The organism is Janthinobacterium sp. NKUCC06_STL, assembly GCF_019345455.1.
Taxonomy (GTDB): Bacteria; Pseudomonadota; Gammaproteobacteria; order Burkholderiales; family Burkholderiaceae_D; genus Janthinobacterium; species Janthinobacterium rivuli.
Genome location: NZ_JAHKQY010000001.1, coordinates 700,139 through 715,075 on the forward strand (window position 1 = coordinate 700,139; position 14,937 = coordinate 715,075).

General features: G+C 57.8%; 12 protein-coding genes and 1 tRNA gene. 7 read left to right on the forward strand and 6 right to left on the reverse strand.

The window, feature by feature from the left end:
* Positions 1-275 precede the first annotated feature (275 nt).
* The 5 genes from KO539_RS30685 (at position 276) to KO539_RS03205 (ending at position 3,556) form a co-directional block, all read left to right on the forward strand.
* On the forward strand, positions 276-431 hold the full coding sequence (locus KO539_RS30685) for a phage virion morphogenesis protein (protein WP_374106326.1): 156 nt from the start codon (positions 276-278) through the stop codon (positions 429-431).
* A 172-nt stretch (positions 432-603) separates the two neighbouring features.
* The gene (locus tag KO539_RS03190; protein ID WP_219307295.1) at positions 604-864 is read left to right on the forward strand and encodes a hypothetical protein; all 261 of its coding nucleotides are present in this window, start codon (positions 604-606) and stop codon (positions 862-864) included.
* A gap of 485 nt (positions 865-1,349) precedes the next feature.
* A complete protein-coding gene (locus KO539_RS03195) occupies positions 1,350-2,639 on the forward strand; it encodes a hypothetical protein (protein WP_219307296.1) in 1,290 nt (429 codons plus the stop codon).
* Between the two features lie 133 nt (positions 2,640-2,772).
* Positions 2,773-3,204, forward strand: a complete 432-nt coding sequence (locus KO539_RS03200; protein ID WP_219307297.1) for a hypothetical protein — start codon at positions 2,773-2,775, stop codon at positions 3,202-3,204.
* 175 nt (positions 3,205-3,379) lie between these two features.
* On the forward strand, positions 3,380-3,556 hold the full coding sequence (locus KO539_RS03205) for a hypothetical protein (RefSeq protein ID WP_219307298.1): 177 nt from the start codon (positions 3,380-3,382) through the stop codon (positions 3,554-3,556).
* A 206-nt stretch (positions 3,557-3,762) separates the two neighbouring features.
* On the opposite strand, the gene KO539_RS03210 is transcribed toward KO539_RS03205, so the two are convergent.
* From KO539_RS03210 to KO539_RS03235, 6 genes are all read right to left on the reverse strand, one after another.
* Positions 3,763-4,530, reverse strand: a complete 768-nt coding sequence (locus KO539_RS03210; RefSeq protein WP_219307299.1) for a hypothetical protein — start codon at positions 4,528-4,530, stop codon at positions 3,763-3,765.
* 197 nt (positions 4,531-4,727) lie between these two features.
* A tRNA-Pro gene (locus KO539_RS03215) sits at positions 4,728-4,804 on the reverse strand.
* Positions 4,805-4,906: 102 nt separating this feature from the next.
* Positions 4,907-5,521, reverse strand: coding sequence for a TetR/AcrR family transcriptional regulator (locus KO539_RS03220; RefSeq protein WP_035820927.1), 615 nt, complete (start codon positions 5,519-5,521; stop codon positions 4,907-4,909).
* A 68-nt stretch (positions 5,522-5,589) separates the two neighbouring features.
* A complete protein-coding gene (gene adeC, locus KO539_RS03225) occupies positions 5,590-7,038 on the reverse strand; it encodes an AdeC/AdeK/OprM family multidrug efflux complex outer membrane factor (protein WP_219307300.1) in 1,449 nt (482 codons plus the stop codon).
* Position 7,039: 1 nt separating this feature from the next.
* Positions 7,040-10,204 carry an efflux RND transporter permease subunit gene (locus KO539_RS03230; RefSeq protein ID WP_219307301.1) on the reverse strand — a complete coding sequence of 1,055 codons (3,165 nt, stop codon included), beginning with the start codon at positions 10,202-10,204 and terminating at the stop codon, positions 7,040-7,042.
* Between the two features lie 15 nt (positions 10,205-10,219).
* Positions 10,220-11,296: an efflux RND transporter periplasmic adaptor subunit gene (locus KO539_RS03235; RefSeq protein ID WP_374106327.1), complete on the reverse strand. Its 1,077-nt coding sequence runs from the start codon at positions 11,294-11,296 to the stop codon at positions 10,220-10,222.
* A gap of 576 nt (positions 11,297-11,872) precedes the next feature.
* Here KO539_RS03235 and KO539_RS03240 point away from each other — a divergent pair.
* Positions 11,873-13,384 (forward strand): ATPase domain-containing protein, encoded by a 1,512-nt coding sequence (locus tag KO539_RS03240; RefSeq protein ID WP_219307302.1) that lies wholly within the window; start codon positions 11,873-11,875, stop codon positions 13,382-13,384.
* An 8-nt stretch (positions 13,385-13,392) separates the two neighbouring features.
* Positions 13,393-14,934: an ATP-binding protein gene (locus tag KO539_RS03245; protein WP_219307304.1), complete on the forward strand. Its 1,542-nt coding sequence runs from the start codon at positions 13,393-13,395 to the stop codon at positions 14,932-14,934.
* Positions 14,935-14,937: the final 3 nt, after the last annotated feature.

Here is a 14,937-nt window from a genome sequence, read left to right on the forward strand (position 1 = left end):
TTATCCGACCTGACACACTTGGAAGGTCAAGCTTTTTTATGAATGTGAGGGTTGGGGGGAGCGGTGCGGTGGTGCGCACCGTGTCGATATTTCCCTGGCTCGTATGGCTGCCGCCATCTTCCTTATGCGGCACGCAAGAAACGTAAAGAACTCAAGGGGGAAGAAAGGGCGCATCAAACGACAGAAGGCGGCCATGTTTCGCCAAGATTCGCACTGCCAGACACCTGAAAGTGAAGGCCACTGGCGACTAGATCGAGGTCGGGTTCTTTGGCTGGGTGGCACGCGTGGCGGATGTGCATCAATTTGGCAAGCCAGACCGCGTGAAAAAAAGGCCGGCAGACAAGTATCCGGAGCAGCCGCTGCTGAGCTTGAGTGGAATGGGTCGGACGTCGATACGCGAATCCTTGCTGCGTCACATCGAAAAAAACTAAGACGCATCAATGCAAACTTCAACTGACATTAGTTATCAAGTGAGTTAGAGTCGCATAATGCCAACTAATAGCCGACATTCAACTAAAATTTTCTGGATTACTAGTAGTCGAATGGCAGTTCGGGAAAAAAACGATTGTTAAAATGAGGGTAAATAAGTGAAAAAATTTAGTGATGCTTGGCATGATCGTATTGTCTGGCTGCGCGAATAATTCTGGCATTTTTTCCATGGGGCCAGCCACTTATTTTGTATTGAAGCAAGCCGCTACCGGATTCTCTGGCATGGGGTCACTCAAGGCAGAGGCGATTGGCGAAGCGGGTCAGTTCTGCAATAGCAAAGGTAAGACCGCCCAAATAATTATGCCAAAAGATTCTGAACCGCCGTTCATCCTAGGGGATTTTCCAAAAACAGAGATTACGTTCCGTTGCCTATGAAGCAGAAAAAAACAATTAATCGCAAGAGATAAAAAATCACCAAGCCTTCGCCCGGTAGCTTTCAATCGGCAGCCAAAAGCAGACCGTGAACAAAGAACCTAAGGCAATAGCCCGCCTAGGTTTATCCGTAAAGGACTGCACTCTTACAAATTTGGAATTTATGTCCAGCAACAGAAAGAAACCAGAAATCGGTGTGCACCTCTGTATCAAATGTAGTCAAAAAGGCTTCCCGAATGATAATTCGGGTCGATTACCGCTGTTTCTGAACTGTCATGGAGCGAAATTTCGTACTTAAATAACTCGATTTACCGATTTTGCGTCTCTTCATCCCTAGCCTCTAATTAAATTAGCTAGCGCTAAAGGCTGGTAGTAGACGTTAAAATCAAGAGATTTAGTGAGGATCTGCAACTATATCAGTATTTAATAGATCACAATAAAATGCAATTCCACAATCATCATCTCAACCACTTTAAATTTAAAATAATATGCAAAAAGCGATCAGTATTTTTCAACAAATTCAATACCAATGGGCTGCCAATAGCAACAATATACCTGAGGACTTTACACCTTTCGGTCTGCCGCACGTTAAAAAAATTGACATCACTAAATACTTGGAGGAACAGATAGCATTCCTCCAAGAAGATAATTTATTTGGGAAAGTTTTCGACAACTTTGACCGCCAATATATTTATAATGAAATAAATGTCGAAGGTAATTTACCGAATTTTATTTCATGGTTCGCAAACATTCCTGGAAATGCCGCCGGACACATTCCTCCTATTGTTTCAACATTACAGAGTTGGCGGAGCACTTTAATACAACGAAATATGTTTTCAGTAACGAAAAAGGTTAGTGATGAGGAGCGGCTCGCTGTAAAAGTTCTTTACGACCAGGCAATAACGCTAAAAACTGAGAAAAACCAAGTCGACACACTACACAAAGAGCTAACAGACATGAGGAATCGCAGCTTAGAGCTAGCAACAACACTTGAGCGGTCGGTCGAAACAGTCAGGCTACGAAGAGATGAAACGGAGGTTTTGGCCGGAAAAATTGCATCTACCTCAAGTGACTTGAATGACCTTACTATTAAAACCAATGTATCGCTTGGTGCAATCACCGAATCGATAGGTCATCTCGATAAGAAGCGCGAAGACTTGGATAGGCTTCATGATGAATTAGGAAGTGCAGCAAAAAATTCTATCGAGCAAGCGACGCTGATCGAAAACACCTTGGCCGCCGCAAATCGAGTTGGTCTTGCGAAAGCATTTGAGAATCGCCGAAAAGACCTTGATATGCCTTTATATATCTGGGGCGGAATTTTTCTCGCAGCTATTGCAGGCTTGTGCAGTCTTGGCGGTTTTGTAATTTTCCCCAATTTGATTGGAAGGAATGGAGCTAATCTTTATGAGCACCTTCTGATTGAACTACCAATGACTATTCCTTTAATCTGGTTAGGCTATTTTAGTGGATCAAGGTACTCCTATATAGAAAAGGTGCGGGAAGATTACGCCTTTAAGGAGGCTACAGCTTTATCTTTTGAGGGATTCAAGACCGAAACGTCTAATATTGATAGAGAACTACTTAGCCAGCTACTATCCATCTCGATTGAAAATTTTGGCCAAAACCCTATTCGACTGTACGATAAGAAGAATTCCATTAGTCCAACATCTGATGCTTTGAATAGCGAAATTATTAAATCCATAACAGATAAGGTTTTAGATAAAATTCCAACGGTTGAGAAACTTGCGGAGTTTTTTATGCGAAAGCCATCATAGGTCAGGTGAAAGCGGACACCCGCCACATCGCCCCCTATTTGCGAAATATAAGCTTACGCCTTACTGGCTGCCATAGTCGTTAAGCCGCTTATCAACCTGCCCCCGCGTGCATCCGCACGCGGACTTCGGCAACATGCACGGCATGAACGCCAACCTGTTTGACCTCTCCCGCTTGCTGCAAAACCTGATTCGCCTGGGCACAATCGCCGATGTCAAAGGGATCAAGGCGCGCGTGCGGCTAGGGCCGACACTCATCACCGAATGCCTGAAATGGCCACACGACCCGCCGGCAGCCCCCGTACCTAGTCGGCCCCACAGTCGGCGAACAGGTGATCGTCTTTCCCCCGGCGGCGACCTGACGCGCGGCATCATCGTATCGGCCCTGTACTCGCAGGAATTTGACGCACCCGAATTCAGCGGCCCGATGTTCGCCTGCATCATCGATATGTCCTACCTACTGTGGACGCATGGCATCGATATCCGCATGCTAAAAAAATCACAGATTGAGGATGGGTGGATCAGGATCAAGCTAAGCAAGACACAAAAACCAGCGGCAATGCTGTAGATATCGTCGTCACGCCTGAGATTGCCGAAGTGATCGCCCGCGCCCGTGGACAGAAAATCGAGTATGGGCTAATCAGCCAATTCGTGTTCCCGATGTAAAAAGGCGGCGCCTACACCCGCTCCGGCCTCAGTTCTATGTGGGATCGCGCAAAGGAGCGCATGGTATAAGGGATGATGTGGTATTTCGCGATATCCAGGCCCTGGCGGCCATCGATGCGGCACGGCGCGTCGAGAACCGCAGCGACATTCAAAAGCGCCTGGTGGACACGTCAGGCAAGACCACGGATATTTACATCAAAGAAGTGATTGCGGATGTTTCCGAGATTCCTATGGCACTACCATGGCTTAAGTAAGGGCCAAGTTTCGCAAATAGCCGCCATCCGCAGTGAATGTTGAATGGCTACTTCCGCCCGAAGGAGACATACACTGTCAAGCGTGCAACATCGCTCCGACTCATAACATTTGCCTTTCAGCTTACGTCATTCGGAACTCTCAATAACAAATGATACTCTGTGAAACTGAACAACGGCTAACTCATTCAGATAAAATCGGCACGCCTTTAAGGGAACGGATAGGTTCGTAGCAAATCAAGCGTAGATAGTCGAGTTTCGCAAGTTTTAATAAGCTCGCGAAGCTGACTTGCCGCTACATCAATCGGATGGCGCTCATCCGTTGGAGGGACGGGCCACTTGTCCCGGCTCGGTAGCTCCATCATAATTTTCATTTTTTCTACCGCTGGATGTTTACTGGCCGCTTGGAACCAATCATAGTCTCGCTGAGGCCCCTGCAGTCTTTGCTGTGGCGGCAGTGTTTCAAGCAGAATCGCAAGACGCAAGCCATATCCACTTACATACTGCAGAGCCAACGTCTCTATGTCTTCCGCGGGTGCGTCAATCAGCACTACCTTCCCCCCCATTCCCGTGCGCCTTATATTTACCGGGAAATAGTAGCGACCTTCTACCCAAAGGTTGAGAGGTTGATAACCGTCGTGGACAAGGGCGTTACGCAAATTCCGAAATAGCTCTGCATGTGGAACATCAATTTCGAGTGAACTAATATCGGCTGTCTTTCCCAGCGCTCCAATTAGCGCGTCACGAAATGTTTGCAATAATGCGATCAATGAGCCGAATCGGTAAGCGAAAACATTTTCTCTTGGTTCATTAGCTTCCTCACTAGGACGCCCACTCTCCATCGCTAACTGATAGAGCGCAATCTCACGGCTACTGGCTTCAATCAATTCTGTGAGGCGAAATTTCATTTCCTTAGCCACACCAAGTACTTGGTACTGAAATGCTAAAGGATCAACATCGTGGTAAAAAATCGTCATGGATACAATTCTAGGTAAAAGGGTTACAGAAAAATAAACCTCTTAACAACTAATGGCTGCGGGTAGTAGTCATTGACTTGAAGCAATGAGCAAATCATACGTCCCATAAACGGAAAAACCCGGCACCGATACCAGACCAATGTCCAATATACGGTACCGGGTTTCATACAGCTTGCGCCGTAAGTCCTTGAATCTAATGGTCGGGGCGAGAAGATTCGAACTTCCGACCCCATGCACCCCATGCATGTACGCTACCAGGCTGCGCTACGCCCCGACGAGGTGGGAATTATAGCAGAGGCTTTTAGGTTTTTGCCATGCTTTGCGCATGATTCATATCGAACTGCGCAAACTTTTTTGCATGGCCCGTCCAGGCGCCCTATTCGTTCAGCAGCAACGCCGTCAGGACGATGCGGAAACCGGCGATCAGGGGTTCGACCTTCATGTCGGGATTGTGCACCGCCCGCACGGGCAAGCCCTGGTACATGGCGATCATGGTATTGAGCCGCCCTTCCAGCATCTCTTCGTCAGCCGGCAAGCCGCGCTTGATGCGCGCATCCCGGATGATGGAGAGAAACAGCTTGCGCGAGCGCACGTCCGCGCAATGCAACATTTCAGCAATCACGGGATTGCGCGATGCTTCGGCAAAAATCTCCAGCGGCATCACCCACGTTTTCGGGTCCAGACTCTCCAGCACATGCTCGCCAGCATTGTCGATCACGGCCTGTAGCGGATCTTCGCGCTGCGCAAGATCCTGCATCAGGTTGGTGACACGCTCCATATTCTTCAGGACGAAGGCGGCGATGATCGCATCCTTGCTGTCAAAATAATTATAGATATGGCCCGCGCTCATGCCGGCCGCCTTCGAGATCTCGGCCATGCTGGCGCCGTGGAAGCCGCGGCGGCTGAAACAGCTTTCGGCCGCATCGAGCACCTGCTTGCGCCGCGTGTTGGCGCGCTCGGGATCCGGATGCTTCTTTTCAACTTGGTTCATGATTTTCCAGTAGCGCGCCGGCCCTGCCCTTGCGGACAAGGGCAAGGCCGGCGTCGGCGTCCCCGTGATTATTGGGCGCCGCCAGCCGCCGCGACGGCTGTCTGCTCAGGCTGCCAACCGCCGCCCAGCACCTTGTACAAGGTCACCAGGTTGGTCGACTTGGCCAGGCGCGCCGTGATCAGGCTTTGCTGCGCCGTGTACAGCGCGCGCTGGGCCACCAGGGCGTTCAGGTAGGACTCGGCGCCCTGCTTGTAACGCGCGTCATGGATGGTGTAGCTCTTCGTCGACGCCTCGACCAGCGAGACCTGCGATTGCAGGCGCTCGTCGATGGTGCCGCGCTGGGCCAGCGCATCGGACACTTCACGGAAGGCGATCTGGATCGCCTTTTCGTATTGCGCCACGGAGATTTCACGCTGCACCTTGGCGATATCGAGGTTGGCGCGGTTCACGCCGCCATCGAAGATCGGCAAGCTGATCTGCGGCAAGAAACTCCACGTGCCGCTGCCCGCCTTGAACAGGCCGGACAGGTTGTCGCTGACCGAACCCGCCGTCGCCGTCAGCGAAATGCGCGGGAAGAAGGCCGCGCGCGCCGCGCCGATGTTGGCATTGGCCGCGCGCAAGGTGCGCTCGGCCGCCAGCACGTCGGGACGGCGTTGTAGCACATCCGACGGCACGCCGGACGGAATGTCCGCCAGGGCCGTCACGGCGCCGAACTCGGCTGGCGGCAGCAGGTCGGCCGGCACAGGGCCGCCCACCAGCAGGACCAGCGCGTTTTGATCCAGCGCAACCTGGCTCGTGTAGACGGCCACGTCGGAACGGGCCGACTCGACGCTGGTCTGGGCATCGTACTTGTCCAGGCCCGAGGTGGCACCGGCACTGAAGCGGCGCACGGCCAGGTCATACGACGACTGCTGGCTCTTCAAGGTATCTTGCGCCACGCGCAGGCGCTGCTGGTCGGCCACCAGGTTCAGATAGGTGCTGGCCACTTCGGCCACCAGGCTGATCTGCTGTGCACGGCGTGCTTCTTCCGTCCCCAGGTATTGCTCCAGAGCGCTGTCGGACAGGCTGCGCACGCGGCCGAAGAAATCCAGCTCGTAGGCCGACACGCCCAGGTTCGCCGTGTACTGGCGATTGATGGACGCTTCGCCCGTGGCGCTCTGGTTTTTCGAGATGCGCGTGGCCGACTGGCCACCGGACGCCGACAGGGTCGGGATCAGCGCGGCGCGTTCGATGCCGTAGGTGGCGCGCGCCTTCTCGATGTTCAGGATCGAGACGCGCAGGTCGCGGTTGTTGGCCAGCGCCAGTTCCAGTACCTGGCGCAAACGCGCATCGGCAAAGAACTCGCGCCAGGCGATGTCCGCCACCGGCTTGGCGTCGGCGGCGGCCGTGTCGGCCTTGTAGGAAGGACCGGTCGGCCACGCCGTGGGCGCCGGCGCTGCCGGACGCTCGTACGTGGGAGCCAGGCTGCAACCGGCCAGCAAGGCCAGTGCCGCCATGGAGAGTAGCGTTTTTTTCATATTAATGCGCATCCTTAGAAAGCGTGACGGCTGGCGAACCAGGCGTCGCCGGCGTGGCGGGCGCGTCCGGCTTCGAGAAGAAGCCGCGCACCAGCACGAAGAACACCGGCACGAAGAAGATACCGAGGAACGTGGCCGTCAACATGCCGCCCAGCACGCCAATACCGATGGCGTTCTGGCTGCCGGAACCGGCGCCGCTGGAAATGGCGAGTGGCAACACGCCGAGGCCGAAGGCAATCGAGGTCATCAGGATCGGACGCAGACGCAGACGCACCGCATGCAAGGTCGCGTCCAGCAGCGACATGCCCGATTCCTGCATTTCCTTGGCGAATTCGACGATCAGAATCGCATTCTTCGCCGACAGGCCCACCACCGTGAGCAAGCCCACCTGGAAGTACACGTCGTTCGACAAGCCGAACATCCACGTACCGAGCACGGCGCCGATCACGCCCAGCGGTACCACCAGCAGCACGGAGAACGGAATCGACCAGCTTTCATACAGCGCAGCCAGGCACAGGAACACGATCAGCAGCGACAGCGCGTACAGCTGCGGCGTCTGCGAACCGGATTCGCGCTCTTCCAGCGATACGCCGGTCCAGCTGAAGCCGATGCCAGGCGGCAGCTTGGCGACCATTTCTTCCATCGCGTTCATGGCGGCGCCCGTGCTCTGGCCCGGCGCCGGCGTACCCAGGATCTCCACCGACGGCAAGCCGTTGTAGCGTTCCAGGCGTGGCGAGGCGTAAATCCACTTGCCGGTGGCGAAGGCCGAGAACGGCACCATCTGGCCAGCGGTATTGCGCACGAACCACTTGTTCAAGTCTTCCGGCAGCATGCGCGAACTGGCATCGCCCTGGATGAACACTTTTTTCACGCGGCCACGGTCGAGGAAGTCGTTCACATACGAACTACCCCAGCCGACGCTCAGCACGCGGTTGATTTCCGAGATCTGCAAGCCCAGCGCGGTCGCTTTTTGCTGGTCGATGTCGATCTTGTACTGCGGCGTATCTTCCTGGCCGTTCGGGCGCACACCGACCATGGCCGGATTCTGCGACGCCATGCCCAGCAACTGGTTACGCGCCGCCATCAGGGCGTCATGGCCGACACCGCCGATATCCTGCAGCTGCATGTCGAAACCGGTGGCGTTACCCAGTTCCAGCACGGCAGGCGGTGCAAACGTAAACACCATCGCATCCTTGATCTGCAACAACTTGCCCATGGCGCGACCGGCCACGGCCGGCGCTTTTTGCGCCACGTCCTTGCGCAGCGACCAGTCTTTCAGGCGCACGAAGGCGATACCCGTATTCTGGCCGTTACCGCCGAAGCTGAAACCGGCGACGGCAAACACGGAAGCGACGTTGTCTTTCTCGCTGTTCATGAAGTGGTCTTCGACCTGTTCGATCACTTTCAGGGTGCGCTCTTGCGTGGCGCCCGTCGGCAATTGAATCTGCGTAAACAGGATGCCCTGGTCTTCTTCCGGCAGGAAGGAGGTTGGCAGGCGCATGAAGACGAACACCAGGCCAGCCAGCAACAACACGTACAACAGCATCGAACGGGCGCGGTGGCGGATCATGCTGCCGACCAGGCCCTGGTATTTGTTGCTGCTGCTATCAAAACTGCGGTTGAACCAGCCGAAGAAACCCTTGTTCGTCGCGTGATGGCCTTTTTCGACCGGTTTGAGCAAGGTGGCGCACAGGGCTGGCGTAAACACCAGCGCGACGATGACGGACAGCACCATCGACGAGACGATCGTGATCGAGAACTGGCGGTAAATCACGCCCGTCGAACCGCCGAAGAAGGCCATCGGCACGAACACGGCCGACAGCACCATGGCGATACCGACCAGCGCGCCCGTGATCTGCGTCATGGACTTGCGCGTCGCTTCCAGCGGCGACAAGCCCTCTTCGCTCATCACGCGCTCGACGTTTTCCACCACCACGATGGCATCATCGACCAGCAGACCGATGGCCAGCACCATGGCGAACATGGTCAGCGTATTGATCGAATAGCCGAACGCATTCAGGATGCCGAAGGTACCGAGCAGCACGACCGGCACGGCCATGGTCGGGATCAGGGTGGCGCGGAAGTTCTGCAGGAACAGATACATCACCAGGAACACCAGGATGACGGCTTCGACCAGGGTCTTGACCACTTCTTCGATCGACAGTTTCACGAACGGGGTCGTGTCGAACGCCACCTGGTAGCTCATGCCTTCAGGGAATTGCTTGCTCAGGTTGCCCAGCATGGCTTTCGCCGCATTGGCCGTATCGAGCGCGTTGGCGCCCGTCGCCAGCTTGATCGCCACGCCGGTTGCCGCATGGCCGTTGTAGCGGGCCACGGTGTTGTAGTTCTCGCGGCCCAGTTCCATGCTGGCCACGTCCTTCAGGTGCACCATGGCGCCGTCGGTCGTGGTTTTCAACAAGATGGCACCGAACTGCTCCACCGTTTGCAAGCGGCTTTGCGCCGACACGGTAGCGTTCAGCTGCTGGCCCTTGATGGACGGCGTGCCGCCCAGCTCACCGGCCGACACTTCCGCATTCTGCGCCTGCACGGCCGTGATCACGTCCGCCGGGGTCAGGTTGAAACTTTGCAGCTTGGCCGGATTGAGCCAGATGCGCATCGCGTACTGCGAACCGAACAGGGTCACGTCGCCCACGCCCGGCACGCGGCTGAGCGGATCGACGACGTTGGCGGCCACATAGTCGCTCAAGTCGGTCTGGTCCATCTTGCCGTTTTCGGAAATGAAGCCGAACACCATCAGGAAGTTCTTCGTCGCTTTCGAGACGACGAGACCCTGTTGCGTGACAGCCGTCGGCAGCAGTGGCGTGGCCAGCTGCAGCTTGTTCTGTACCTGCACCTGGGCGATATCGGGATTGGTGCCGCTGGTAAACGTCAGCGTAATGCTGATGCCGCCAGTCGCATCGCTCGACGAGGACATGTAACGCAAGCCGTCGATGCCCTTCATCTTTTGTTCGATGACCTGGGTGACCGCGTCTTCCACGGTCTTGGCGGAGGCGCCAGGGTAGGAGCCGCTGATCGAAATCGACGGCGGGGCAATGCTCGGGTACTGCGCGATCGGCAGGCTGAGGATCGAAATCACGCCGGCAAGCATGATGACGATCGCGACCACCCAGGCAAAAATCGGGCGGTCAATGAAAAAACGGGCCATTAATATTCTCCTGAATTAGTGGGCGCTGGCAGCCGATGCTGCGGCAGAAGCGGCAGCGGCAGGAGCAGCGTCGGCCTTGGCCGGCACGGCAACGGCGGGTGCGCCTGGCTTGACTTTTTGCAAGCCTTCCACGATCACGCGGTCGCCTGCGGCCAGGCCGGACGTCACCAGCCAGTTGGTGCCGACGGTGCCGCTGGTAGTCAGCACGCGTTGCTCGACCTTGTTTTCCTTGTTCAGGATCAGGGCAGTTGCCTGGCCCTTCTGGTTGCGCGTCACGCCCACTTGCGGCACGGTGATGGCTTTTTCATCGACGCCCGTTTCCAGCTGAGCACGTACGTACATGCCTGGCAGCAATTCGCCTTTCGGGTTCGGGAACAGCGCGCGCAAGACCACGTTGCCGGTGGTCGGATCGACGCTCACGCCAGAAAACTGCAGCTTGCCCGATTCGCTGTACTTGCTGCCATCCGGCAGGAGCAAGTCAACCTTGGCCTGGCCTTCGCCGACTTTTTTCAGCGAGCCGTCGGCCATCTGGCGCTTCAGGCGCAGCAAGTCCGTGCTCGACTGCGTCACGTCGACGTAGATCGGATCGAGTTGCTGCACCGTGGTCAGGGCTTCCGCCTGGCCCGCCGTGACCAGCGCGCCGGCCGTCACGGTCGAGCGACTGGTGCGGCCGCTGATCGGCGCCGTCACGGTGCTGTAGCGCAGGTTGATGTTTGCCGATTCCAGCGCCGCAGTGGCGGACTCGACGTCTGCCTTGGCTTGCTCGAACGCGGCGACGGCATCATCGTATTCCTGGCGGCTCACGCCTTCGATGGCAACCAGTTCCTTGTAGCGCGACGCTTTCGGGCCGGCCGTCAGCAAGTTGGCCTTGGCTTTCGACAGCGCGGCCTTGGCCGAATTGGCGGCCGCCTGGTACGTGGCGGAATCGATCTGATACAGGGCCGTGCCCGCTTTCACATCGCTGCCTTCGACGAACAGGCGCTTCTGGATCAAGCCACCGACTTGCGGGCGCACATCGGCGACCTGGTAGGCATTCGTACGGCCGGGCAGTTCGGCGCTCATCGGCAACGCGGCCGGATTAACAGTAAACACGACCACCTGTGGCGCTTGTTGCGCGTGAGGTGCTTCCTGTTTTTTACTGCAGCCGGCCATGATTACAGTGGCGCACAGAACGGCAATAGCGCCGCTCGTACGCGGCGACGTCAGGGAAAAGGTTGGTTGCATCTTGGACTTTCTGAAAAAGAAGCTGGCTAGTGTCGTTAGAAATGACTAAATTTATTAACGCAGATCAAAGAATGAACGATCATTCTAAAATCGTCAAGCATCGTTACAATTGAAACATAGTAACTATCAAGCGAATTAAATTATCAATGAAGCAATAAAATGAAGACAGCGACAGCGTCTGCACGTCAGCCAGTTCGAACAAAAAGCTGGCGGGCGGCGGCAAAACGGCAATGCGGAAAGTTGGATTGAATGAATACTGTAGCAGGGTAATGCGTTTTTTGCTGAAGCCCTGATCGCGCGCGCAACACTGCCCTGCGCGCACACGCCCGGCCACCATAAATATTTACCAATGGTATCGAAAAGACATGCCACGGCGGACGCGCTAGTATATTGACCAACGCGTGACCAACGCGTGACCACAGCGTGGCAAGCGGGGGCGCAACGATGACAGCACAGGAGCGACATACAAGACAGCAGGATGGGGCGCGCGGCACGGAGGCGCCGCCACTGCTGTCGACCGGCGTCGCCGGCCTCGACGCCATACTCGATGGCGGCTTGCTGGCCGAACGCCTGTACCTGGTCGAAGGCGTGCCCGGCACGGGCAAGACCACCCTGGCGCTGCAATTTCTGGGCGAAGGGGCGCGCAACGGCGTGCCGGTGCTGTATATTGCCCTGGCGGAATCCGAGATCGAGCTGCGCGGCGCGGCCCTGTCGCATGGATGGGACCTGGCCGGCATCGCCATCGAAGAGGTGGCGCCCAGCGACGACATCCTCGACCCCGAGCGCCAGTACACCATCTTCCACCCGTCTGAAATCGAACTGGCCTCGACCAACCAGCGCATCCTGGCCGCCATCGAAAAGCATCGCCCTGCGCGCCTCGTGCTCGATTCGCTGTCCGAACTGCAATTGCTGGCGGAAAACCCGCTGCGCTACCGGCGCCAGGTGGTGGCGTTGAAACAATACCTGGCCAGCCGGCACTGCACCACCCTGCTGATCGATGACCGTTCCGCGCTGGACGACGGCTTGCAAGTGCGTAGCGTGGCCCACTGCGTCATTTCACTGGAGCTGCAAAACCAGGACTATGGCAATGACCGGCGCCGCGTGCGGGTGGTGAAATACCGGGGCGTGCCGTTTCGCAGCGGCACGCACGACTACAAGATCGCCCGTGACGGCCTGGTCGTCTATCCGCGCCTGGTGGCGGCCGACACGCGCCGCGATGGCGGCCATCAGCGCCTGTCGAGCGGCGTACCCGAACTCGACATCATGACAGGCGGCGGCCTGGAAGAAGGCATGAGCACGCTCATTTCCGGCCCGGCCGGCAGCGGCAAGTCCACCCTGGCGGCGCAATTCGTGCACGCGGCAACAACGCGCGGCGAACCGTGCGCCATGTTCCTGTTCGAGGAAGCGCGCAGCAAGCTGCTGAACCGCGCCGACGGCGTCGGCATGCGCCTGCAGGCGGCGCTCGACTCCGGCCTGCTGAGCGCACAGCAAATCGATCCGGCCGAGCTGGCCCCGGGAGAATTCGCCCAGGCCGTCGTCGACGCGGCAGAAAGGGGCGCGCGGGTCATCGTCATCGATAGCCTGAACGGCTACATGCATGCGGTGCCCGATGAACGCTTCCAGAGCACCTATCTGCATGAACTGCTCAATTACCTGAGCCAGCGCGGCGTGGCCACCCTGCTCGTCGGGGTGCAGCAAAACATGCTGGGCACCTCGATGACGACGGCGGCCGACGCCAGCTATCTGGCCGACAGCGTCATCATGCTGCGTTATTACGAAACGGAAGGCGAGGTGCGGCAAGCCATTTCCGTGTTCAAGAAGCGCGGCAGCGCGCACGAGCGCAGCATCCGCCGCTTCGAGATCAGCCCGCAGGGCATCCGCATCGGCCCAGCCCTGGCCGGCTTTCACGGCATCCTGTCGGGCTTGCCCACCATCGGTGGCACGCCCTTCCCCTAGGAACTGCCATGGAGCAGCGCATCCTGATTTACGCGCCTGGCGGCCAGGACGCCGCCCTGGCCGCCAGGGTACTCGCCGGCCAAGCCATCGCCAGCCACGCCTGCCGCTCCGCCGGCGAGCTGGCCGAGCAGCTGGCGCTGGGCGCCGGCGGCGTGCTGACGGTGGACGAGGCCTTGCACGCAGGCGTCTACGCCGTGCTCGACGCCTACGCCCGCCAGCAGCCGGACTGGTCCGATTTGCCCATCCTCCTGCTGACGCACGCGGGACTCGATTCACTGCCCTTGCAACAAGCCGTCGCCACCCTGGGCAACCTGACCCTGCTGGAACGCCCCGTGCACATACTGACACTGATCACCTCGGCCCATGCCATGCTGCGCGCGCGCCAGCGCCAGTACCAGGTGCGCGAGACGCAGCGGCGCAAAGACGAATTTCTTGCCAGCCTCGGACATGAACTGCGCAATCCGTTGGCGCCCATCAAGACTTCCGTGGCCCTGCTCAAGCATCTGTACCCGGCATCGGAGCAGATCGGCAAAGTGAGCGGCGTGATCGAGCGCCAGGTGACGCACCTGACGCGGCTAGTGGATGACTTGCTCAACGTGGCGCGCATCACCAGCGGCAAGATATTGCTGCAGCGCGAGAATATTGAATTACAACAAGTGCTCGACCATGTGATGGAACTGTGCCAGGCCGCCGCCGACAGCCGGCACATCAGCATCACGCAGGCGTTGCCGCCGCTGGCCATCACGCTGCACGCCGACTATGCCAGGGTGGTGCAGATCTTTGCCAATCTCGTGTTGAATGCCGTGAAGTTTACGCCGGACGGCGGGCACATCCACATCATGGTGCGCCTGGCACAGGGCCTGTTGCAGGTGATGATCGAAGACAATGGCATCGGCATCGAACCGGATGCCATCGCGCGCATCTTTTCCATGTTCGAACAGGGGCGCACGGTGGAAGGCCAGATGGCCAGCGGCCTGGGTATCGGCCTGAGCCTGGCGCGTCAATTTGCCGAGATGCATGGCGGCAGCATCGACGCCTACAGCGACGGCCCCGGCCGCGGCAGCCGCTTCATCGTCAGCTTGCCGGCCAGCGCCGGCGACGCCCCGGCCGTCATGCCGCCGGCTGCCGTTCAGGAGTCCCCCACCGGCGCAAGCGAGCCCGTGCAAGTACTAGTGGTGGACGACAACCTCGATGCGGCCGATTCCTTGCAAAGCCTGTTCCAGCTCGAAGGCTATGCCGCCAAGGTCGCGTATGGCGGCGTGCAGGCGCTGGCTGCCGTCGAGATGGCGTGGCCGCAACTGGTGGTGATGGACCTGGGCATGCCGGACATGGATGGTTATGAAGCGGCGCGCCAGATACGCCAGCGTGCGAAAGGGCGCGACGTACTGCTGATCGCCCTGACGGGCTGGGGCCAGGTTGAAGCCCGCGCTCGGACCGAGCAAGCGGGCTTCGACCACCACCTGACGAAACCGGTGGATTTCGACGCCATTGCCGCCCTGCTCCGCACACACCTCGCGCGGCAGGCAGGGACAGCTACGCAGACGCAATAGCGC

What these genes read in the sequence shown, in the direction of transcription:
- KO539_RS03245 (WP_219307304.1), top strand. Translation starts at nt 13,393, where the DNA reads ATGGAGCAGCGCATCCTGATTTACGCGCCTGGCGGCCAGGACGCCGCC.
- KO539_RS03240 (WP_219307302.1), top strand. Translation starts at nt 11,873, where the DNA reads ATGACAGCACAGGAGCGACATACAAGACAGCAGGATGGGGCGCGCGGC.
- adeC (WP_219307300.1), bottom strand. Translation starts at nt 7,038, where the DNA reads ATGAAAAAAACGCTACTCTCCATGGCGGCACTGGCCTTGCTGGCCGGT.
- KO539_RS03210 (WP_219307299.1), bottom strand. Translation starts at nt 4,530, where the DNA reads ATGACGATTTTTTACCACGATGTTGATCCTTTAGCATTTCAGTACCAA.
- KO539_RS03220 (WP_035820927.1), bottom strand. Translation starts at nt 5,521, where the DNA reads ATGAACCAAGTTGAAAAGAAGCATCCGGATCCCGAGCGCGCCAACACG.
- KO539_RS03195 (WP_219307296.1), top strand. Translation starts at nt 1,350, where the DNA reads ATGCAAAAAGCGATCAGTATTTTTCAACAAATTCAATACCAATGGGCT.
- KO539_RS03190 (WP_219307295.1), top strand. Translation starts at nt 604, where the DNA reads ATGCTTGGCATGATCGTATTGTCTGGCTGCGCGAATAATTCTGGCATT.
- KO539_RS03200 (WP_219307297.1), top strand. Translation starts at nt 2,773, where the DNA reads ATGCACGGCATGAACGCCAACCTGTTTGACCTCTCCCGCTTGCTGCAA.
- KO539_RS03230 (WP_219307301.1), bottom strand. Translation starts at nt 10,204, where the DNA reads ATGGCCCGTTTTTTCATTGACCGCCCGATTTTTGCCTGGGTGGTCGCG.